The sequence below is a fragment of the Pseudoalteromonas sp. QJM3NY_22 genome (assembly GCF_056173065.1).
Genome location: NZ_CM149655.1, coordinates 835,669 through 859,227, shown reverse-complemented (window position 1 = coordinate 859,227; position 23,559 = coordinate 835,669). Strand labels below are relative to the sequence as shown.

Here is a 23,559-nt window from a genome sequence, read left to right as displayed (position 1 = left end):
ATTTCTGCGCATTAACTGAATTTGGAAAATATCTGATAATATTTTTTAAGTCTTTCTAAGTAATTTCTACTTTAGTCATATTAACTTCTTCGCTTGTTTCACTATCACATAAAACGCGTTTGGCGTTGTATGGTTAAGCCTCACGGGTAATTAGTACAAGTTAGCTTAATGGCTCACACCACTTCCACATCTTGCCTATCAACGTTGTAGTCTTCAACGGCCCTTCAGAGACTTTAAAAGTCTAGTGAGAACTCATCTCGAGGCCTGCTTCGCGCTTAGATGCTTTCAGCGCTTATCAGTTCCGAACGTAGCTACCGGGCAATGCCATTGGCATGACAACCCGAACACCAGCGGTTCGTTCACTCCGGTCCTCTCGTACTAGGAGCAACCCCTCTCAATTCTCAAACGCCCACGGCAGATAGGGACCGAACTGTCTCACGACGTTCTAAACCCAGCTCGCGTACCACTTTAAATGGCGAACAGCCATACCCTTGGGACCGACTTCAGCCCCAGGATGTGATGAGCCGACATCGAGGTGCCAAACACCGCCGTCGATATGAACTCTTGGGCGGTATCAGCCTGTTATCCCCGGAGTACCTTTTATCCGTTGAGCGATGGCCCTTCCATTCAGAACCACCGGATCACTATGACCTACTTTCGTACCTGCTCGACGTGTCTGTCTCGCAGTTAAGCTGGCTTCTACCATTACACTAACCGTACGATGTCCGACCGTACTTAGCCAACCTTCGTGCTCCTCCGTTACTCTTTAGGAGGAGACCGCCCCAGTCAAACTACCCACCAGGCACTGTCCGTAACCCCGATTCAGGGGCCAACGTTAGAACATCAAAACTACAAGGGTGGTATTTCAAGGTTGACTCCACAACAACTAGCGTCGCTGCTTCAAAGTCTCCCACCTATCCTACACATGTAGGTTCAATGTTCAGTGCCAAGCTGTAGTAAAGGTTCACGGGGTCTTTCCGTCTAGCCGCGGGTACACAGCATCTTCACTGCGATTTCAATTTCACTGAGTCTCGGGTGGAGACAGCGTGGCCATGGTTACACCATTCGTGCAGGTCGGAACTTACCCGACAAGGAATTTCGCTACCTTAGGACCGTTATAGTTACGGCCGCCGTTTACCGGGGCTTCGATCAAGAGCTTCTCCCTAAGGATAACCCCATCAATTAACCTTCCGGCACCGGGCAGGTGTCACACCGTATACGTCATCTTGCGATTTTGCACAGTGCTGTGTTTTTAATAAACAGTCCCAGCCACCTGGTCACTGCGGCTCCCGTCCGCTTAGAGAGCAAGTCTCATCACAGATAGGAGCGTACCTTCTCCCGAAGTTACGGTACGATTTTGCCTAGTTCCTTCACCCGAGTTCTCTCAAGCGCCTTAGTATTCTCTACCTGACCACCTGTGTCGGTTTGGGGTACGATTCCATATAATCTGAAGCTTAGAGGCTTTTCCTGGAAGTATGGCATCAGCAACTTCATCACCGTAGTGACTCGTCTCGTGTCTCAGGTTTAGTGTTCGTCCGGATTTACCTAAACAAACGCCCTACTCACTTTCACATAGACTACCAACGCTATGCTTGCTTAGCCTGCTCCGTCCCCCCATCGCAATTATATCGAGTACAGAAATATTAATCTGTTTCCCATCGACTACGCCTTTCGGCCTCGCCTTAGGGGTCAACTTACCCTACCCTGATTAACATGGGATAGGAACCCTTGGTCTTCCGGCGTGGGAGTTTTTCACTCCCATTATCGTTACTCATGTCAGCATTCGCACTTCTGATACGTCCAGCATACCTCCCGGTACACCTTCAACCGCTTACAGAACGCTCCCCTACCACTCAGAATAAATTCTGAATCCGCAGCTTCGGTGCATAGTTTAGCCCCGTTACATCTTCCGCGCAGACCGACTCGACCAGTGAGCTATTACGCTTTCTTTAAAGGATGGCTGCTTCTAAGCCAACCTCCTGGCTGTCTGGGCCTTTCCACATCGTTTCCCACTTAACTATGACTTTGGGACCTTAGCTGGCGGTCTGGGTTGTTTCCCTCTTCACGACGGACGTTAGCACCCGCCGTGTGTCTCCCGGATATTACTTTACGGTATTCGGAGTTTGCAAAGGGTTGGTAAGTCGGGATGACCCCCTAGCCTTAACAGTGCTCTACCCCCGTAAGTATTCGTCCGAGGCTCTACCTAAATAGATTTCGGGGAGAACCAGCTATCTCCCGGTTTGATTAGCCTTTCACTCCTAGCCACAGGTCATCCCCTAACTTTTCAACGTTAGTGGGTTCGGTCCTCCAGTTGATGTTACTCAACCTTCAACCTGCCCATGGCTAGATCACCGGGTTTCGGGTCTATACCTTGCAACTAGTCGCCCAGTTAAGACTCGGTTTCCCTACGGCTACCCTATTCGGTTAACCTCGCTACAAAATATAAGTCGCTGACCCATTATACAAAAGGTACGCAGTCACCCAACAAGTGGGCTCCTACTGCTTGTACGTACACGGTTTCAGGTTCTATTTCACTCCCCTCACAGGGGCTCTTTTCGCCTTTCCCTCACGGTACTGGTTCACTATCGGTCAGTTGGGAGTATTTAGCCTTAGATGATGGTCCACCTATATTCAGTCAAAGTTTCACGTGCTCCGACCTACTCGATTTCACTTAAAATGTCTTTTCATGTACGGGACTATCACCCTGTATCGTGGCGCTTTCCAGCAGCCTTCCATTAACACATAATGAGCTTAAGGGCTGTTCCGATTTCGCTCGCCGCTACTTTCGGAATCTCGGTTGATTTCTTTTCCTACGGGTACTTAGATGTTTCAGTTCTCCGCGTTCGCCTCGTTAACCTATGTATTCAGTTAACGATACCTGCAAGCAGGTGGGTTTCCCCATTCGGAAATCCTAGTCTCAAGCGCTTTTTACTAGCTTGACTAGGCTTATCGCAAGTTAATACGTCCTTCATCGCCTCCAACTGCCAAGGCATCCACCGTGTACGCTTAGTCACTTAACCATACAACCCAAACGGGTCTTTGTTTCGTGACAGTTTAACTTCGCCAGAAGTCAATATTGAATACTAAAGTAGATACCAATCAATCAACTCATAAGAGTTAACTAAATGGCACTCAATGGTACTGCTACCATTGTTTTTTACTTTTGAAAACTCTTGATAAATACAATGTATCTATCAGAATTTTATTATCAGCTTTTCCAAATTTTTAAAGAGCATATTAATTAGTTATTCCGAAGAACAAGCACTAATTAACAATCATCTGTGTGGACACTACGAACAAATAAGTTCTAAATCGTATAAGGAGGTGATCCAGCCCCAGGTTCCCCTAGGGCTACCTTGTTACGACTTCACCCCAGTCATGAATCACTCCGTGGTAAACGTCCTCCCGAGGGTTAGACTATCTACTTCTGGAGCAACCCACTCCCATGGTGTGACGGGCGGTGTGTACAAGGCCCGGGAACGTATTCACCGCGTCATTCTGATACGCGATTACTAGCGATTCCGACTTCATGGAGTCGAGTTGCAGACTCCAATCCGGACTACGACGCACTTTAAGTGATTCGCTTACCTTCGCAGGTTCGCAGCACTCTGTATGCGCCATTGTAGCACGTGTGTAGCCCTACACGTAAGGGCCATGATGACTTGACGTCGTCCCCACCTTCCTCCGGTTTATCACCGGCAGTCTCCTTAGAGTTCTCAGCATTACCTGCTAGCAACTAAGGATAGGGGTTGCGCTCGTTGCGGGACTTAACCCAACATCTCACAACACGAGCTGACGACAGCCATGCAGCACCTGTATCAGAGTTCCCGAAGGCACCAAACCATCTCTGGTAAGTTCTCTGTATGTCAAGTGTAGGTAAGGTTCTTCGCGTTGCATCGAATTAAACCACATGCTCCACCGCTTGTGCGGGCCCCCGTCAATTCATTTGAGTTTTAACCTTGCGGCCGTACTCCCCAGGCGGTCTACTTAATGCGTTAGCTTTGAAAAACAGAACCGAGGCTCCGAGCTTCTAGTAGACATCGTTTACGGCGTGGACTACCGGGGTATCTAATCCCGTTTGCTCCCCACGCTTTCGTACATGAGCGTCAGTGTTGACCCAGGTGGCTGCCTTCGCCATCGGTATTCCTTCAGATCTCTACGCATTTCACCGCTACACCTGAAATTCTACCACCCTCTATCACACTCTAGTTTGCCAGTTCGAAATGCAGTTCCCAGGTTGAGCCCGGGGCTTTCACATCTCGCTTAACAAACCGCCTGCGTACGCTTTACGCCCAGTAATTCCGATTAACGCTCGCACCCTCCGTATTACCGCGGCTGCTGGCACGGAGTTAGCCGGTGCTTCTTCTGTCAGTAACGTCACAGCTAACGGGTATTAACCGTTAACCTTTCCTCCTGACTGAAAGTGCTTTACAACCCGAAGGCCTTCTTCACACACGCGGCATGGCTGCATCAGGCTTGCGCCCATTGTGCAATATTCCCCACTGCTGCCTCCCGTAGGAGTCTGGGCCGTGTCTCAGTCCCAGTGTGGCTGATCATCCTCTCAAACCAGCTAGGGATCGTCGCCTTGGTGAGCCATTACCTCACCAACTAGCTAATCCCACTTGGGCCAATCTAAAGGCGAGAGCCGAAGCCCCCTTTGGTCCGTAGACATTATGCGGTATTAGCAGTCGTTTCCAACTGTTGTCCCCCACCTCAAGGCATGTTCCCAAGCATTACTCACCCGTCCGCCGCTCGTCAGCAAAGTAGCAAGCTACTCTCTGTTACCGCTCGACTTGCATGTGTTAGGCCTGCCGCCAGCGTTCAATCTGAGCCATGATCAAACTCTTCAATTAAAAAGTTTTATGTCTTTCGACAGCTCAATGAATTCTGAATTTTTAATATCTTTCGATATTGAATTGACTGTGCCGAATAATTACCTAAATAACTATTCTGTTGGTCACTCAGTTTTCAATTGAGACTCTAATTTGTTTGCCTCGCTAATTACCCATAAAGAGTAAGTAGTTTGGCTGTTAGAACTCAATCTGTACGAGTGCCCACACAGATGATTGCTTTATATTGTTAAAGAACGTTTTGAGTCGCTTTAGCGCCTCAAGGGATGCGAATAATACACCCTTTATTTTTCGAGTCAATACTTTGTTTTAAACTTTCTTTTTAGAAGATTTAAAACCGAAGTTTTATTTAACTCTCTAAGTAGTTCGTGCCTCGCTATGCGTTGGCGTTTCCCGTCTCAGTGGGGTCGCATTATAGGGAGCGGCGGATTTTACGCAAGCGTTATTTGCATAAAATAGTAATTAAAATTAAGTCCCAAGCAAGCGCACACGATAAACACAAGTTACCCACAAAACCCTGTTGATAACTCTTGTTTTTACATAGCTAAACCATACTAAAGCTATTAATTAAAACCCTAAAAATGCAAAAAGCACCTTATGTAGGTGCTTCTCAAAAGTAATAGTTATTAGAATCTAGGGTCTGTTTATCTTTCAAGGTTAAATTTGCAGCAGCCTGTTTGGTATTCAGCCAAGGCAGAGCCTATGTAGTGTGGTTACTCCCCATAAATAGGCGATAACGTAGAATTAATGCCAAACAGACGCTGCCCAAAGGGTTCTTCCTAGGGGATATTTACTCTTTGTTACTCGGTTTTTACTTATTCTTACATGGATGTAAGCCTGTCTCTTGATCACAACTTTTCTGTCTGCTGAATTGATATTAACAATTCGGCAGATTCGACCATTTCTGCTAATTTCAACCACCCCTTCCAGAGTGCTTTTACGCCAACTCGACCATTTCTTTTACTGTCATACCACCCTCCCAATTTCGCTAAACTATAGTATAGCCAATGGAGAGACGGTACTTTATCCGGCAACACATCCTTTTCAACCTTTGCCCATAGTAATTTCCACGTCATCTCTTTAACACAAGTTGTACATCTCACTTCTTTGTCTAATTCACTCCTTTGCGCCATATTTTGCAGCTGTAATAACCTGACAGCAATAAACGCTTTAATGATCGCAATTCGTAAAATATTATCACTGTGCTGCAAACGTAAATCTTCTACTTCGGTTCCATCTGTTTTCCATGTTTTATGAAACTCCTCTACACGCCAGCGAAGTTCATAGTATCTTACTAATTTCTGGGCATCTTCTGCTGTATTTACGGGCTCTGTCGTATATAAAATCCAACATAATGGATTTTTTTGCGTACTTTCTTTTTCCTGACAGACAATGACATTGACGCTCAATGTCGGTGATTCTTGCCCTTGTACTCGCTTAGGCTTGGCGAGTGTTATAGGTTGATAGCTCAATGTAATTCGGGCCTGACGCGCTTTTCTTCCCGCACGTTGCGCTATATTAATAGTGTAACAACACTGACCCTGCGCTGTTTCTATTAACTGATTGAGATTGCATTGAGGCTCTATTAATTTTCTATTTTCTTTTGCTCTGACTAAAAATCGATGCCCTTCATCTTTTTGGTAAGTCATGTACTCATAAATGTCAGCTTCTCTGTCGCAGATGTTAAGTATATTTGATAATTCACCTGTACGTTTTTTTATATCCATTAATGTTTGTTGCCAGCGATAGCTTTCTTTCTCTTCGTAAGGGCGTTGCTGTTGTTGATCTTTAGTCCCTTTAACCTTTGATTTCCTAAACCAATAGGACTGGTCGAGTAAACCAATAACGTGCTCCGTATCTGCATCAATTGCTAAAGTTGAATGCGCATATAGCGTTCTTGTTTTTGATGGTTTTCCTAATGTATTTGTACAGTTCACATCGCCTAATTCTTTGCAAACACTGTGTTTAAATGTCAATCCTGTCGTATCTTGGATAGCGAGAACCAAAGGCAACTGCTTTACCGCTTCACTCGTTTGTGAGAATCCTGAATAGGCAATCGCTTGAGGGGATATTTTCTCATTTCTAATGAAACGATAAGCGGCTTCAATTTTTGCGGGTGTATCAGAAGCCTTAACAATTGAGCTGTCTGCATTCTCAGCCATATCGCTTGCTAGTAGAGCTAATCGTCGGGTGCGTCTCGGATCTCCTAAATTAGCGTTACCAAAAATTAATTGAGCCCATTCTTCAGAAGTGTTTGTGTGCATATGATAAATCTATGAGTGATGATGATCGATTAGATCACAGACTTAACGATATTCAAAGACTTGTGTATAAGAGACAGGGATGTAAGCCAGTAGGGTAACGCTGGAGTAGTTACTGAGCCCACTAGGTTACAAATCTCGCACCGCGATTAAACAACCCCTAGTTTGAACAAATTTTAATACGCAAAGAGCAACAGACCCTAGGGGCTGTTGATCTTTCACATTGGTAGCCAAATCATTGCACATGCCAGCGCTAACATACTCTCAAACTGTAATTTCAATTTATCGTACCTTGTCGCTATAGCACGGAAGTGCTTTAGCCTTGCAAAGGCATTTTCAACTAAATGCCTATATTTATATAAGCACCAATCAATATCACCATTACCTGTTTTTGAGTTTTTCTTTCTAGGGATCACTGGGCTTGAGTTTCTCTCTCGAACCTTATTTCTAATGACTTCACTATCATAGCCTTTGTCTGCGATAACAAAATCGCCTTGGGGCAATAATTCAATCAGTTCATTTGCCACTTTACTATCATGAACATCGCCGCCTGTAATAATAAATTCAATTGGTAAGCCATAACTATCAACAGCTAAATGAATTTTACTTGTATTACCGCCACGACTTAATGCTATCGCTTGTTCTTGTTGAGACGCAGCACCTGTACTGTGTTGATGTGCTTTAACATAACTGCCATCAATGAATTCCCACTCAGTGTCACTATTGGCGGATAATGATTTGAACAACCTTATTAATATTCCTTTTTTAGACCAAAGTAGAAATCGGCGGTAAATAGTATTCCATAAACCAAAACACTCAGGGAGGTCACGCCATGGGCAACCAACACGTAAGCGATATAAAATTCCTTCCATCGTTTGTCTGTGTTCAAGCTTGTTATAAACTCTATCTTCAAGCAAAATTGATTTTAGCTTCGACCACAACTTATCAGTGAGCATTAATCGGGGCATGGTAATCTCGTAAGGTTTGTTTTTGGCGAAGTAAATTATACGAGATTACCGCTTACGCACAAAATTCAAACAAAGATCAACAGCCCCTAGTTTGAACAAATTTTAATACGCAAAGAGCAACAGACCCTAGTATAAAATACTATATAACTTGCGACGATACTTAGCTGCGAGTGCGTCGCCATCAGGTAAAGAGGCAATAATGGCTAAAAAGCTTGGTTTTGCTTCGTTGAAGTTCAGATCTTTTTGCAACACTGTAAATAGTACATCCAATGCTTCTTCTTTTCTGCCCGCTTCATTTAGTAAAATACTGAGCTCTTCTTTTAATTCTAAGTCATTTGGATACTTTTCTACTTGTTGTTGCTTTTCTTTAATCTCTGGTGAATCTTTTGCTTCAAGCGCGGCTTCGCATTTTGCTTTTATATTATTAAAGTAAGCATCTTGCTCTTGTGCATCTATTGTATTTATAAGCGCTTGCGCTTCATCTACCTTATGAATTTGAATACATATGTCTGCAAGCACTAATTTGATACGTGCATTACCGCTGTCTATTTCATAAGCTTGCTTTGCATAATTAAATGCAGCATTTAAATCTGACTTTAGTAACGCTTGCTTTGCTTGTTCTAACAGTAAGTCTTGTTGCGCAGGTAAATGCTTCGCTAGGGCTTCGCGTATTTGTGCTTCGCTTTGAACACCTGCAAGTAAATCTACTGGTGCAGAGTCTTTTAATAATACAAGCGTAGGCAGTGTTTGCAGACCAACTTGTTGCGCAAGTTGAGATGCGAGTGCTTGCTCTGCATCGCAATCTAGGTTTGCTACTACTATATAGCTTGCATATTCTGCCGCTACTTTATCTAAAATTGCAGCCTGTCCGATGCAGTCAGGAGTTTGAGGAGAGAAAAAATTAAGCAACACCAATTTTTGCTGTGATGTTTCACCGAGTACTTGTTGAAGGTTTTGCGCATTAATACTAACTATGTTGCTCATTGAATTGATTGCCATATTCATCTATTTAGGTTTTTATATGGTGGTGAACATAATAATTACAAGTCATATACCTAAATCACTCGGTATACATATTCAACAATGAGGGAAAACATGAAATTAACTTATCTAAGTGCAGCACTTTTATTAGCAAGTCCATTTGTACAGGCAAATGGACTCGATTTGAATTTAAGCAAAACCATGCCAGCTATAGAAAAGTTTTACCTCGATTTACACCAATCGCCAGAGCTTTCTTATCACGAACAAAAAACAGGTAATAAAATAGCGAATAAATTAACTCAGCTGGGTTTTAAAGTAACAAGTAATGTAGGTGGCTTTGGTGTTGTCGGCATTTACAAAAACGGAAGTGGTCCAACCGTGATGATCCGTACTGACACCGATGGTTTACCTATTATTGAGCAAACAGGAAAATCCTATGCCTCAAAAGTCAAAGTAATAGACGAGCACGGTGCAAAAGTAGGTGTAATGCACGGCTGTGGCCACGATATCCACATGAGCTCTTTTATTGGAACTGCAGATCAGTTAATTGCTCATAAAAAACAGTGGCAAGGTACATTAATGATGGTTGCACAGCCTGCAGAAGAAGTAGGTGGGGGTGCTAAAGCGATGTTAAGCGAAGGACTATTTAGTAAATATGCAAAACCTGATCATATAATTGCTTTACATGTAAGCGCTAGCGTCCCCGCTGGTAAGGTATCAATGAAAAATGAATACACGATGGCAAGTGTAGATTCTGTCGATATTACAATTAAAGGTAAAGGTGGTCATGGTGCTTATCCGCATACAACTATAGACCCAGTGGTTATAGCTGCACGCACTGTACTTGCTCTACAAACAATCACAAGCCGAGAGCTTTCACCGCTTGAGCCTTCTGTTATTACAGTGGGGTCTATTCATGGTGGTTCAAAACATAATGTGATTTCGGATGAAGTAAAACTACAACTCACTCTCAGAAGCTATAACCCCGATGTAAGAAGCGCTCAAATAGCAGCAATAAAGCGAATCACCGCAGGTATTGCACAAAGTGCTGGCTTAAATGAATCAAACTACCCTGTAGTATATGTACATGAAGATGAATCTATTCCATCTACTTATAATAACCCTGCACAAACAGACATTGTTAGAAACTCTATTGCCAGCGCAATTGGCGATACTAATGTACTTGAAACACAAGCTGTAATGGCGGGTGAAGATTTTGGCCTATACGGACGCACCGATGAAAATATCCCTATTACCCTTTTTTGGCTAGGAGGCGTAAACCAAGCACAATATGCAGATTCGATAAAAACAGGTGAGGTACTCCCTTCTCTACACTCTAGTAAATTTGCACCAGATTATAAAGTTGCTATTCCTACTGGAATAAAAGCAATGAGTAACGCTGCTGTTGCCTTATTTAATAACGAGTAAATAGTGTTGAAGAGCTCAGTTATCAACTAGTTGCTGAACTCTTTTTATAATTTGATTTTTTACTACGTTTAGCAAAGCGTTTTTTGGGGGATGTTTTAGGAAGCTTTGAAAATGCATAGCTATCGCAATTAGCCGCTTGCTGTACGAAGCCTTCAAGCTCTGCTAGTAATGGCTGTAAAAACTGCTGATAACCCATTGCTTGTTGCGCTATATCCCCTAAGCTCGACTCCCACTTAGCCGTTAAGTCGGGACTTGCTAGACCTTGGGGTAAAACACTAATAAGTGCCAAACCGGTTTCGGTTGCTTTAATTGCTTTACCTTCACGCTTTAAAAAACGCCGCTTGAATAGCAACTCGATTATTCCCGCTCGTGTTGCCTCCGTACCTAAACCATCGGTGTCTTTTAATACTTTTTTAATTTGTGGATCTTTAACATAACGACTAATACCGGTCATCGCAGCCAATAATGTAGCATCGGTAAAATAAGTAGGGGGTGATGTATGCTTTTCGACTACTTCGCCTTTATCGCAAAAAAGAGGCATACCTTTTGTTAAAGGAGGTAGCGAGGCTTCATCTTTTAATTCAGATTTACCCATTAACACCTTAAAACCCAAGCTTACATCTTGCTTTGCATTTGTCTTAAAAAGCCCACCAGCAATAATTACCTCAGCTTTAGTTTCGTTATATATATAGTCGGGATAAAACTGAATTAAGTAATGACGGCTTATTAATTGATATACCTTTGCTTCGTCACCGCTCAAACTCGCTGACTTTAACTGCTTAGCCGTAGGCACAATGGCATGATGGGCTGCTACTTTTGAATCGTTAAAACATTTACTACGCTTTTTTACATCAGCCCCGTTTACTAATTCACTGCTTTGCCCCCCATTAGCACTTATTGCCTTAAAAATAGCAGATGCTTCTTGATGGTGATCTTTGGGTAAATAACGATTATCTGAGCGTGGGTAAGTAATTAATTTATGACGTTCGTAAAGTATTTGGCAAATATCCAATACTTTTTGAGCTGGCATTCCAAATGCTTTAGCTGCATCTATTTGCAGAGCAGATAAATTATAAGGCAATGGAGCACTTTGCTTTTTTTGTTTTTGGTCGAGTGAAGTAAGCTCAGCACTTTGCTTTGTAATGCGTGAAGCAACATTTCCTGCAAGAGCTTTGTTAAGTATTCGCCCTTCTTCATCTTGATGTGGCTCACATGCTTTGCTTGGAACCCACTTAGCTATGAATGGTTGATTATCTGGAGTAAACAAATGCGCCAATACATCGTAAAAAGGCTTAGATACAAAATTAGCTATTTCGTTATCTCTATTAACAACAAGACCTAAAATAGGGGTTTGAACCCGCCCTACCGAAAGCACATTACCAAATCCTGCTTTTTGCCCAGCTAATGTATATGCACGCGTTAAATTCATACCAAATAACCAATCCGCACGAGAGCGCGCTAAAGCAGATACACTTAACGGAATAAAATCTCGATTAGAACGCATTGCGCCCAATGATTTCTTTACCGCCGACAAGTTTAAATCACTAATGAGTAAACGTTGCGTACTTTGCTTTTTAGCCTGACTTATTTTAGCTTCTTCTATTACTTGGTCAACCAGAAGCTGGCCTTCGCGGTCTGGATCGCCAGCATGAATAAGTTGCGAAGCTTGTTTAATTAATTTTTTTAAAACAGTGAGCTGTTTGCGAGTTTTGGTTTTGGCTTTTAATTTCCATTGCTCAGGTATTATAGGTAAGTGATCAAACTGCCACTTTTTAAAGCGCTCATCATAATCATCAGGCTCTGCTTGTTCTAGTAAATGCCCAATACACCACGAGACACAATCACCGTTAGCAACTTCTATATAGCCATCGTGTTTTTTATGTGGTTTTGGTAACGCATCAGCAATAGCGCGTCCAAGTGAAGGTTTTTCTGCAATGTAGAGTTTCATAGCTTGCTCACAACTGTTCATATAAACAGTAGTTTAGCACAGCTATTTTAAAGGAGGGGTATTTTGTAGTTATTAACTTAAAGCTTTATTTCGCTTATTAGCAAAAATATATAAAAGAGGAAGATAACACACTACAATAGTGCCAATATTAATTAATGGCAGCAAAGTTTTATACATATAAGTGCTGTAAGATAAATCCCAAAGGTGACGGTCAACTAGACGAAACAACTGCAGGATGGGTGCACCAATAACCACAAGTTGGCCCAATACGCATTGCCACAAATGCACTTTATCTTTAAGACCCCAATAGGCAATCAGAGCCATCCACGCCAGATCATTAAATACCCAGACAACATAACGCCAAATATAAGGGTCATCAATAGTTATTAGATCACCGTAAATTAAAGTACCGTACAAAAAAAAAGCAGCGGTAACTAACACAAAGCGAAGTGCCAGATAATCCTTACGTAAGTAGAATACAAAAATAGCTGGGAGTAAAAATAGCACCCAGCTAATTTCGAGTATTTGCATACTACTATTAAACCATGTAGGCATAGAGTTACCTAATCTGGTTTTGTGTCATCATCCTGTCCATTTCCATTGCCTGGCATGTAGCTAAATTTATCTAACTTTTTCATAATTGATATCCTGTAAGTAAAAGTTATTATTGTTTAGAAGAAAAACTTCCACCAATCTTGAGTTTGGCTATCTGTTTTATCATCATTATCATCTCCGCCACTACCATTTCCTGGCATATCGCTATACTTATATTTTTTATTCATGGGTTCTCCATTACATTTGTTAAGATTTATTATCTTAAGTTAAAAAAACTGCTTTGCCAAGCAGTACTATCTTACATCAATAGGTGCTGACTCTTTTGCTTTACCTTGCAAAATAGAAATCTCGACACGACGATTTCTTCGGCGGTCTTCATCTGTGTCATTTGGTACAAGTGGTCTTGTTTCAGCTCGCCCAACAACCATCATCCGCGTTTTATCAAAACCAGATACTTTTTGTAACTCGCTTGCTACAGCAACAGCTCGCTTAGAAGAAAGATCCCAGTTGTTTATGTACAGCTCATTCGAAACCTGAAAATCATCAGTATGACCTGATACTGTTATCTCACCAGGTACATCTTTTAACAATATGCCAATATCTTGAATAATGGGTTTAAATTTAGGCTGCAAAAAAGCACTACCGGAAGGAAAAGACCCATTTTCTCTGATGCGAATAATTATTTGCTGGCCTAAAGACTCAAGCTCTATTGCACCATCAATAATTTGCTTTTCAAGCTGCTGCGCGATTTTTTTAACAAGCTCGTTTGTTTGTTCTTGATCCGCTGCTGAAATAGCCTGCTCTGATGATTTTTCTTGCGAAGTGCTCCGAGACTCACCACCACGTTTATCACCTCGTTGTTCTTGCCTGCCGCCAGCTGAACTTTCATCACCGGCTTGAAATTCAAGCATTTGCTGAGTCATTTCTACGGTTTGCTGCTGAATAGTTTCAATTGGTGTAGGTTCTGGTTTACCTGGCGTAAACTCCATTGCAATAACCGAGGTACCTTTGGGAATATCTTTTACTTCTATTTTGTTTTGTACACCGAAAGCAAACTTCATCGAGCCTGCTATTTGTTTAAATTTAAGTACATCCATTTCAGAAAATGCAAGCAAGAGTACAAAAAAGCACATCAGTAAAGACATTAAGTCGGCAAAGGTTCCCATCCAAGCAGGTAAACCAGGAGGTGGACATTTACACTCTTGCTCAGACATGGTTACTCCTCAGTATCAACTTTACGTTTTGATTCAGCTAAGTAGTTCTTCAAAATACCTTCAATCACTTTTGGATTTTGACCATCTTGGATACCTAAAACTGCATCTAAAATCAAACGTTGATTCATCGCCTCTTCGTCTTTACGAAGTTCCAATTTAACTTGAATAGGGATAGCCACTACGTTTGCTAAAAAGGCACCGTATAAGGTAGTTAATAGTGCAACAGCCATTGAAGGACCAATTGATTTTGGATCGTCCATATTCGATAACATAGCAACTAAACCAATAAGCGTACCAATCATACCCATTGCAGGAGCAATATCAGCCATCGCTTTAAATAAGCCTGCGCCCATTTCATGTCGTGTTGAAGTTAAAGTGATATCTTTTTGTAAGGTCGCTCTAACAACGTCAGCATCGTGACCATCAACTAGCATATCTACGCCTTTACGCATAAATTGATTTGGTATTTCAGCTTCCTCAAGCGCCAGAAAACCGCCCTTTCGAGCTGAATCTGCAAGTTCAACCGCTTTTTCAATTAACTCTTCCGGCGATTCAATTTTAAACATAAAAGCTTTAGCGGCAACTTTACCTATCCCAAAAAATTGTCCCATGGTGTAATTAGATAAAACTATAAATATAGAGCCACCAAATACAATTACCACTGAAGGGGTATTGTAAAACATGGCCATTTCACCACTACTACTCATAAACATGGACATGACAATTAAGCCAATTGCGCCAAGGATCCCTATTATGGTTGCTAAATCCACATTACCTCCAGAGGTTTCATGCACTAAGGCCTTATTGTAAAACTTTTATTATTAACTGCTTATCGGCAACATGCTAAATTGCTTGAGTCATATATGAAAATAAACATAAAAAACAATTTCAGGATTATTTTTAAACAAAGTTACAATGTTAATATAACGATTAATCATTTAAATGATATCAGTATGACCGTAATTAAGGCTTTATTAATCCACATAAAGTAACATTTAGCCGTAATAGAAGAAAAAAACATATCATTCTTTGACCTAGTTTAGCATTCCCCCTAAAATTGGCTCCTAAATTTATCAAGTAAGCTGAAATAAGATGGCGACTAAAAAACCTGAAAACTTAAGTTTCGAACAAGCACTAGAAGAATTATCAATAATTGTTAGTGATATGGAACAAGGTGATTTATCGCTTGAGCAGTCATTGAAGCAGTTTGAACGCGGTATTGCTCTAGCTAACGCTTCATCTGGTAAACTCAAGCAAGCAGAACAAAAGGTATCTATTTTAATGGGTAATGGCGATAAATCAGTACTTACAAACTTTGATAATGATATGGAATAGCGGTGAGCATTAAAGAACATATTGAGCGTGCTCAAATAGACGTTGCATCAGCACTAAACCTTTATTTTGAACAAGCACTTGATAGTGATAGAGCAATAAAAGAAGCAACTCATTACAGTTTGTTTAATGGTGGAAAAAGGCTGCGCCCATTTTTAGTCTACGCAACAGGCAAAATATTAGGGGCAGACAAAAAAGATTTAGATATATTAGCAGCAGCTATTGAATGCATACACAGTTACTCGCTAGTACATGATGACTTACCTGCTATGGATGACGACGATCTGCGTCGTGGTCGACCAACTTGTCATATAGTTTATGGTGAAGCCCAAGCAATTTTAGCCGGCGATGCTCTTCAAACTTTAGCTTTTGAACTAATTGCTAAACATAGTTTTAACTGCTCTGCTCAAACACAGGTAAAAATGATAGCGGCACTCGCCCACGCATCAGGCCTTGAAGGAATGGTTTCAGGTCAAGGTTTAGATATTGCAGCCACTGATAAAATAATTACAGTACAAGAACTTGAGCGAATACATAAGCTAAAAACTGGCGCACTTATTAATTGCGCAATTACACTTGGTGCACTGTGCAGCGAAAATGTTGATGAACAAACCTTAGAAAACTTAAGCGTTTTTGGGTATGCTATAGGGCTTGCATTTCAAGTACACGACGACATTTTAGATGTTGAAGGCGATACGGTTACTTTAGGTAAACCACAAGGCTCCGATATTGCCGCGAATAAAGCGACATACCCTGCGTTATTAGGTATGCTAGGCGCTAAAGAAAAGGCACAAAACTTAATACAACAAGCCCATGAAGCGTTGGCAAATATAGATGCAGACACCACACTTCTTGCATCGCTGGCAAATTACCTAATTGAGCGTGACCACTAATTATTACTCACACGTATTGCAATTAACACTGACATTATTACTCAACATTAATTATTCGTAAAAGCTTTGGATTAATTAATGTTAGCGAAGGATATATATAAAACCATGACACTTGATAGTAGCAAGTATCCATTACTTAATTTGGTTGACGAGCCAGCCCAATTGCGTGATTTAGCGCAAGATAAACTCCCTGCATTTAGCAATGAGCTGCGCGATTATTTACTCAACTCAGTATCGCAAAGTAGCGGTCATCTAGCGTCTGGTTTAGGGACGGTTGAACTAACCGTTGCGCTGCATTATGTTTATAACACTCCAGACGATCGCCTAGTTTGGGATGTGGGTCACCAAGCTTATCCACATAAAATCCTTACAGGTCGTCGCGACCAAATGCACACTATTCGCCAAAAAGACGGTTTGCACCCTTTTCCTTTTCGCGATGAAAGCCAATACGATACGTTTAGCGTAGGCCATTCAAGCACCTCTATTTCAGCTGCCTTAGGTATGTCTATTGCCGCCCAAAAAGAAGGCAAAGGTCGAAAATCTGTAGCCATTATTGGTGACGGAGCAATAACCGCAGGCATGGCATTTGAAGCGATGAATCATTTAGGTGATGTAAAATCAGACATGCTTATTATTTTAAATGATAACGAAATGTCGATTTCTGAAAATGTTGGCGCCTTAACAAATCACTTTGCCCGAATTTTATCAGGTAGCTTTTACACTAACATTCGTGAAGGTAGCAAAAAGTTACTCTCAGGCGTGCCTCCGGTAAAGCAACTTGCCAGTAAAATGGAAGAGCATATTAAAGGCATGATGATCCCAGGTACCTTCTTTGAAGAATTAGGCCTAAATTACATCGGCCCAATTGATGGTCACGATGTAAACATGCTTGTAGATACATTACGTAATATGCGTAATTTAAAAGGTCCGCAACTTTTACATATAAAAACGCAAAAAGGTAAGGGTTATAAACCAGCTGAAGCCGATCCGATTGGCTATCATGGCGTACCAAAATTTGACCCAAGCACAACTAGCTTACCTAAATCTAAACCTAGTGCAGCTACTTTTTCAAAAGTATTTGGCGATTGGTTATGCGATATGGCAGAGCAAGACAGCAATTTAATGGCGATTACGCCAGCAATGCGCGAAGGCTCAGGTATGGTGCGTTTTTCTAAAGAATTCCCTGACCAGTATTTTGATGTGGCCATTGCAGAGCAGCATGCTGTTACTTTAGCTGCTGGTTTTGCCTGTGAAGGTTTAAAGCCTGTTGTGGCTATTTACTCAAGCTTTTTACAACGTGCATATGACCAATTAATACATGATGTTGCACTGCAAAACTTACCTGTATTATTTGCCATTGACCGGGCAGGCATTGTTGGAGCCGATGGTGAAACTCACCAAGGTGCATACGATTTAAGCTTTATGCGCTGTATTCCAAATATGGTCATTATGGCACCAAGCGACACTAACGAGTGTCGCCAAATGCTATACACCGGTTATAAAGCAAACTGCCCTGTTGCAGTTCGTTATCCTCGAGGTAGCGCAGGTACTGCAGACATTGAAAGCACTATGCAATTGCTTGAAATAGGCAAAGCAAATACGGTTAAACAAGGCAGAAAGATTGCCATTTTATCATTCGGTACATTACTTGAAAACGCACAGCTTGCCGTAAATGAATTAGATGCAACGCTTGTTAATATGCGTTTTATTAAACCACTTGATACTGCACTTTTAAATGAGCTTGCTACTAGCCACGATACCTTTGTTACGCTTGAAGATAACGCGATTGCTGGCGGTGCCGGCTCTGCAGTTAACGAATACTTCGCAACGCAAAAAGCTGATATTAATATCCTTAACTTAGGTATTCCTGATGAGTTTATTAAACACGGCACGCAAGATGAAATGCACGATGAAATGGGATTAGGCGAGCAAGGAATATTAACCGCGATTAAAACGTTTATTAATTAACTTCTATACATTTAAATGTAGAGCACATTAAAAAAGGAGCCTAGGCTCCTTTTTTAATGTCAAATATTACCCATCAGCTGATCAGCGCATCCACACTTTAATATCAGCTAGGCCATTACTTTGTAAAATACCTAATTGTTGGTCAACGTTAGAATTTTGCTCAAACTCAAATGCATCAAGCTGATCATCAAATGTAATGTTTGCAACACCATCGCCACCACGCTTTTTAACTTGGTGCAGTGCAATATCAGCTAAGTTAATAGATGTCTCCCAACTGATTACTTGCCCACCTAAAAGTGGTAACGGGTAGAAAGACCAACCAATTGACGCCATAATATTAGTACTTTTTCCATTCGGAAGCTGGAATGAATACTCTGCAACAGCTTGGCACAGCTCCGAAGCATAGCTATCTATTTTATTACATTTAAAATCACGCAGTAGGAGTAAAAATTCATCGCCACTCCAACGCGCTACGTAGTCGGATCCTTGTGTGCGAGAGTTAAGTAATGCTGCCATTTGCTGCAAACAGCTATCACCCGCTATTGGGCCATATGCATCGTTAATTCGACTAAAGTTATCAAAGTTGATTATTAGTAAAACAAGTGACTTACCCTGAGCTTGCAGCGATTGAGAATTACGTTGAAAGTGTTCGATATCTTTAGGCAATTGATCGAACAAAAATCGACGACTACGAAGCCCCGTAAGCTCGTCTGAATGACTTACTAGCTTGAGCTGTGAATTCACTTGATTAAGCTTATCATTAGCTTGACGTAGCTCTAATGTACGTTCGGTGATCAATCCCTCGAGTGCTTCTTGCTTTCTGCGCTCTTGTGCTCTAAATACCCAAAAAACCAAGTAAAAAAACAAAATGAAGCCACTGGTGATCAACAATCTAAAATAAATAGTTTCATCAAAGCGCTCTGGCACAATAAAGCCGTATTCAGCTTCTTGTGCTTTACTCCAATCTTCACCTTGTCGCTTTGCTTCAAGCTGAAATAAAAACGACCCTGCTGGTAAGTTAGTATAAATAGCTTCTCTACGTGTATTTGCATAACGCCAATCGCTATCTAAGCCACTTAGCTTATACCTAAATTCAATGCTGTTTGGTGCATAATAATCTATAGCCGTGTAGGCAAGCGTTATATCTCGCTCATCAGTTTCTAATGATGGTTTTTGACCTAAGGCTGCAGTTGTTAAATTACGCAATGGTGTGGTAATTGTTTCTACTTTTGGCTTCAATGACAACACGCCAAATAGCTCTACGTTTTTAGGGATCTCTACAATCCCTTGCAAACTAGGATACCAAATTGAACTGCCAATATTAGCAACTGCGTCATGGCCTAACCCACTACAACACTGATTAGCTTTACCATCGAGTTGACGATCAAATGAAGAAATAACTTCCTCTACTTTTAAGCTTTTAATATCTGCTTTGAATTGATCTACAGGCATCCTATAAACGCCTTTCATGGTGCTAACCCAAACATGTTTTAGCTTTTCATCGTATTCGAGGCTAAAAATTGATCCATATGGTAGACCATTAGCCGCATCAAGTTGACGCCATTGCCCTTGGGTACTTCTATAAAAAAGCCCGTCGTTAAGAGAGCCAATTAAAATACCTACACCATCAATATGCAGTACACTTGTTACATAAGCACTTTCTAAAGATGTTTGATCACCAATTTTTTCAATGCCACGCTCGGTAAAGTAATAGGCGCCTTTACTTGTACCTATCACTCCAAAATTAGTTTTATCCAATACGTAAGTAATAAACTTACTACCTAAAAATGCATTATACGCAAACGGCGTTAGTCCCGCATAACCAAGACGATATAACCCCCGTCCAGTGCCAATCCAAAAACCACCTTTGCTTGAACGGCTTATAGCAAATACAGGGTTATCACGTAGCGCGCGCCCTGGAACGGTATAAAGTGTATTATTCTCATAAACAAATAAACCTCTTCCTGTGGCTATATAGAGTCGCTCACCATCAAACTGTAAGTCATGGACTGACGATCGGCTGTATTTACTACTAGGGATCAGATTTATAAAGCTTTTACTTAAATCAAAGTAACCAATACCACTTTTGTTAGCGACCCATAATTTACCATCAGGTGCTTGGCTTATTGCCATAACGGCCTCAGTCATCTCAGATACAGCTGAATGTCGTTCAACCCGCCCTTCATGCGCAAGCCATAAGCCTTCACTAAAGCTTGCTAGCCATACATTATTTTTATCATCACGAAAAATATCTGCAAACCAAATACTTTGATCTAGCTGGCTTGGCTCAACCCATTGCCATTCGCCTGACTTATCTCTAAATAATAAACGCCCGTAAGTTGAAACCCATAATCCACCATTGGTATCACTCATAAACTTATAAACAGCTGAATTATTAGCATTGGGTAAAGGAAATGGCCTTAGCTCATCATCTAAATCTAGAAAATATGCACCTAGTTCTGAAGCCAAGTATAAATTGCCGTTCAAAAATGATAAATCATGCACAATAGTTTGCGCTAAACGCTCTGGTAGCGATATTTTTGCAGTGAGCTCTAAACGTAATTTAGAAAAATCGGAGGCGTTTTTAGTAAGGCGTAACAAATGACGGTCATTAACCAGCCAAATACCTTCCGGAGAAAGTGCCATTTGACTAACTGAGCCGACAATTTGGGTGATTACTGTCGCATTGACAATAGGTAGTTGACCGCTAGCGTGAGTTTGCAAGTCAACTTGCCCTCTATCAACATAATACAAACCATTTGCTGCAATCCAGATACTGCCTTTAGAATCTTCTAAAATATCCCTTACAGGGCCTTTAATATTAAATTCTTGTGCTGCAAATGTTGCCGGGTTAATTACAACTAATCCGCTTTTAGTACCTATCCACAACAACCCGTTCGAATCGATTAAAAGTTTATTAATACCATTACTTGGTAAAAAATAACTATTTTGGGTACTATAGTTAGTAAATGTTGTTCCATCAAAACGGCTTAACCCAAACTGAGTACCCAGCCACATATAACCTTGCTGATCTTGCACTACACTTTTGAGTGATTGTGACGGCAAACCGTCTTTTATATTCCATTGCTTAACGACATAATCAGTAATTGAGGCCCAGCTTGGCGTCGCGCACAACATCAGTACACAAACCAGTAAAAATCGCATCATATTGCTGCCACCTAGTTAAACAATTCAAATATAAAAATTAAAAGGGTAGTAAACCCACTTTTATTAACGCTTGCAAACAAATAAGCGAAAAAATACCAGCCAATATATCATCAGCCATAATACCTAAACCGCCATGTACTCGTTTATCTAGCATACGGATTGGGCCGGGTTTTGCTATATCAAAAAAGCGAAATAACAAAAAGCCAACTAATAAACTCTGCCAGCTAAGCGCTGCGCCAATCATGGTAATGTAATAGCCAGCCACTTCATCCCATACAATTGCAGGATGGTCGTGCACGCCTAAATCATCAGCCGTTTTACCACATGCCCATATACCAAATATACTGATCACTACAGCAAACACAATTTGTAACCATAATGGATAGTACATTGTCATAAAAATAAATGGCAGTGCAGCAAAAGTACCAAATGTACCAGGCGCTTTAGGTGCAAGGCCTGTGCCAAACCCTAAACCAAAAAATTGGTGCGGACGCTTTAAATTAAACTTGCGGTTATTATTCAAACCTGCTCCTTTGCAAAATGCTCAAAGCCATGCTGCTCAAAATTAAACTCTTCACCATTGTATAAAAGCTCAATTTGGCCATCACCACTTTTAACTTGGCCAATGCATGTTGCATCTACACCATACTGACGTAGCTTAATTTCTAACATACTTTTATTACTATCAGGAACAGTAAATAACAATTCGTAGTCATCGCCGTAGCTAAGAATAAACGGTAATTGCTGATCAAAATCAAGGCTCGATTTCATCGCATCTGATGTAGGAATACTTTCAACATTAATAACAGCACTTACTTGCGACATATCTAGAATATGGCCTAAATCAGCAATAAGACCGTCAGATACATCAATAGCCGATGATGCAAGTCCGCGTAAAACTTGGCCAGCTGCTACGCGAGGTGTTGGATAATCGAAACGTTTATTAACATATTTTAAATGTTCAGGCTCTATTTTAAAACCTTGCTTGCGCGATTCAATAGCTAAACCTGCATCCCCTAAAGGACCTGTAACATAAATCCAATCCCCCACTTTAGCACCACTTCTGCGCAGAGCTTTCCCCTCAGGTACCGTTCCTTTTGCACAAATAGTAATAGTTAATGGCCCTTGAGTCGTATCGCCACCAATAATTTGTACATTAAAGTATTCTGCAATTTCATGCATGCCTTCAGTAAATTCTTCAATCCACTGCGGATCTATACTTGGCAATGTGAGTGCAACCGAAACCCATGTTGGTTCAGCGCCCATTGCAGCTAAATCACTTAAATTCACAGCGAGTGCTCTATGACCTAATGCACGAGGGGAAATATCATCAAAAAAGTGCACGCCAGCAACAAGAGTGTCTGTTGTAACGGCAAGTTGGCAATTTTGTGGAACAGAGACCAATGCGCAATCATCCCCTATTCCTAGGTTTACATCACGACGAGTGATACCGCGACCTTTAAAGTAGCGATTAATTAATTCAAATTCCTTCATACACAAAAAAGCCGACCTATGCCGGCTCTCCTTTTAACGGTTGTTTAACCAATCAATCTGAAATTTAAAATTCAGAGTGAATTGTTATGACTTGCGTAAATGCTTAACAGCTTTATCAAGTACACCGTTTACAAATTTATGGCTATCTTCAGCGCCAAAAATTTTGGCAAGCTCAATACCTTCGTTAATAGCAACTTTATAAGGTACGTCTTCACGGAACTTAAGCTCATAGCTGCTTAAACGTAAAATTGCACGCTCAACCATATCTAAGTCATCAAACGGACGTGTTAAATGTGGTGATACAGCTTCGTCTAGTTGCTTGTAATTTATAGCAACACCCGTCGCTAAATCTTTAAAGTATTCAACATCAATTTTAGTAACGTCTGTTTCGATCAACATTTGTTGTTCGATATCGGCAATTAGATTGCCACTTATTTGCCAAGAATAAACGGCTTGGAGTGCTAAGATACGTGCTTTACGTCTTGCTGCTGGTTTCACA

General features: G+C 41.2%; 15 protein-coding genes and 2 rRNA genes. 4 read left to right on the top strand and 13 right to left on the bottom strand.

The window, feature by feature from the left end; genetic code table 11:
* Positions 1 to 129 precede the first annotated feature (129 nt).
* The 5 genes from AC0VZ4_RS03800 to AC0VZ4_RS03780 all read right to left on the bottom strand — a co-directional run bounded on the left by AC0VZ4_RS03800 (position 130) and on the right by AC0VZ4_RS03780 (position 9,063).
* Positions 130 to 3,020: ribosomal RNA gene (locus tag AC0VZ4_RS03800) — 23S ribosomal RNA — on the bottom strand.
* 297 nt (positions 3,021 to 3,317) lie between these two features.
* A 16S ribosomal RNA gene (locus AC0VZ4_RS03795) occupies positions 3,318 to 4,853 on the bottom strand.
* The 16S and 23S rRNA genes sit together here, the layout of an rRNA operon.
* An 845-nt stretch (positions 4,854 to 5,698) precedes the next feature.
* Positions 5,699 to 7,114 (bottom strand): IS4 family transposase, encoded by a 1,416-nt coding sequence (locus AC0VZ4_RS03790; RefSeq protein ID WP_475440950.1) that lies wholly within the window; start codon positions 7,112 to 7,114, stop codon positions 5,699 to 5,701.
* A gap of 215 nt (positions 7,115 to 7,329) precedes the next feature.
* Positions 7,330 to 8,079 carry an IS5 family transposase gene (locus AC0VZ4_RS03785; RefSeq protein WP_475439649.1) on the bottom strand — a complete coding sequence of 250 codons (750 nt, stop codon included), beginning with the start codon at positions 8,077 to 8,079 and terminating at the stop codon, positions 7,330 to 7,332.
* 126 nt (positions 8,080 to 8,205) lie between these two features.
* A complete protein-coding gene (locus AC0VZ4_RS03780; protein ID WP_475440949.1) occupies positions 8,206 to 9,063 on the bottom strand; it encodes a tetratricopeptide repeat protein in 858 nt (285 codons plus the stop codon).
* 111 nt (positions 9,064 to 9,174) lie between these two features.
* On the opposite strand from AC0VZ4_RS03780, the gene AC0VZ4_RS03775 reads away from it, so the two are divergent.
* Positions 9,175 to 10,488, top strand: coding sequence for a M20 metallopeptidase family protein (locus tag AC0VZ4_RS03775; protein WP_475440948.1), 1,314 nt, complete (start codon positions 9,175 to 9,177; stop codon positions 10,486 to 10,488).
* A gap of 22 nt (positions 10,489 to 10,510) precedes the next feature.
* Here AC0VZ4_RS03775 and AC0VZ4_RS03770 read toward each other — a convergent pair whose 3' ends face one another.
* The 4 genes from AC0VZ4_RS03770 to pomA form a co-directional block, all read right to left on the bottom strand.
* Positions 10,511 to 12,436 carry a DNA topoisomerase III gene (locus AC0VZ4_RS03770; RefSeq protein ID WP_475440947.1) on the bottom strand — a complete coding sequence of 642 codons (1,926 nt, stop codon included), beginning with the start codon at positions 12,434 to 12,436 and terminating at the stop codon, positions 10,511 to 10,513.
* A gap of 72 nt (positions 12,437 to 12,508) precedes the next feature.
* Positions 12,509 to 12,991: a hypothetical protein gene (locus AC0VZ4_RS03765; protein ID WP_096792566.1), complete on the bottom strand. Its 483-nt coding sequence runs from the start codon at positions 12,989 to 12,991 to the stop codon at positions 12,509 to 12,511.
* Positions 12,992 to 13,284: 293 nt separating this feature from the next.
* Positions 13,285 to 14,205: a flagellar motor protein MotB gene (locus AC0VZ4_RS03760; protein WP_475440946.1), complete on the bottom strand. Its 921-nt coding sequence runs from the start codon at positions 14,203 to 14,205 to the stop codon at positions 13,285 to 13,287.
* A gap of 2 nt (positions 14,206 to 14,207) precedes the next feature.
* On the bottom strand, positions 14,208 to 14,975 hold the full coding sequence (gene pomA, locus AC0VZ4_RS03755; RefSeq protein WP_007377461.1) for a flagellar motor protein PomA: 768 nt from the start codon (positions 14,973 to 14,975) through the stop codon (positions 14,208 to 14,210).
* 322 nt (positions 14,976 to 15,297) lie between these two features.
* Between pomA and AC0VZ4_RS03750 the strand changes: the two genes are divergently transcribed.
* The 3 genes from AC0VZ4_RS03750 to dxs all read left to right on the top strand — a co-directional run bounded on the left by AC0VZ4_RS03750 (position 15,298) and on the right by dxs (position 18,398).
* Positions 15,298 to 15,540 carry an exodeoxyribonuclease VII small subunit gene (locus tag AC0VZ4_RS03750; RefSeq protein ID WP_008137959.1) on the top strand — a complete coding sequence of 81 codons (243 nt, stop codon included), beginning with the start codon at positions 15,298 to 15,300 and terminating at the stop codon, positions 15,538 to 15,540.
* Positions 15,541 to 15,542: 2 nt separating this feature from the next.
* Positions 15,543 to 16,430 (top strand): (2E,6E)-farnesyl diphosphate synthase, encoded by an 888-nt coding sequence (gene ispA, locus AC0VZ4_RS03745; protein WP_007377463.1) that lies wholly within the window; start codon positions 15,543 to 15,545, stop codon positions 16,428 to 16,430.
* A 105-nt stretch (positions 16,431 to 16,535) separates the two neighbouring features.
* Positions 16,536 to 18,398: a 1-deoxy-D-xylulose-5-phosphate synthase gene (dxs, locus tag AC0VZ4_RS03740; protein ID WP_475441609.1), complete on the top strand. Its 1,863-nt coding sequence runs from the start codon at positions 16,536 to 16,538 to the stop codon at positions 18,396 to 18,398.
* A gap of 81 nt (positions 18,399 to 18,479) precedes the next feature.
* Here the strand turns inward: dxs and AC0VZ4_RS03735 are convergent, their stop codons facing one another.
* From AC0VZ4_RS03735 to nusB, 4 genes are all read right to left on the bottom strand, one after another.
* The gene (locus AC0VZ4_RS03735) at positions 18,480 to 21,566 is read right to left on the bottom strand and encodes a diguanylate cyclase domain-containing protein (protein WP_475440945.1); all 3,087 of its coding nucleotides are present in this window, start codon (positions 21,564 to 21,566) and stop codon (positions 18,480 to 18,482) included.
* Positions 21,567 to 21,603: 37 nt separating this feature from the next.
* Positions 21,604 to 22,089, bottom strand: a complete 486-nt coding sequence (locus AC0VZ4_RS03730; RefSeq protein WP_007377466.1) for a phosphatidylglycerophosphatase A family protein — start codon at positions 22,087 to 22,089, stop codon at positions 21,604 to 21,606.
* Positions 22,086 to 23,060: a thiamine-phosphate kinase gene (gene thiL / locus AC0VZ4_RS03725; RefSeq protein ID WP_475440944.1), complete on the bottom strand. Its 975-nt coding sequence runs from the start codon at positions 23,058 to 23,060 to the stop codon at positions 22,086 to 22,088. Before thiL ends, AC0VZ4_RS03730 begins: the two co-directional genes overlap by 4 nt.
* Before the next feature lie 84 nt (positions 23,061 to 23,144).
* Positions 23,145 to 23,558 carry a transcription antitermination factor NusB gene (gene nusB, locus AC0VZ4_RS03720; RefSeq protein ID WP_475440943.1) on the bottom strand — a complete coding sequence of 138 codons (414 nt, stop codon included), beginning with the start codon at positions 23,556 to 23,558 and terminating at the stop codon, positions 23,145 to 23,147.
* Position 23,559 lies beyond the last annotated feature (1 nt).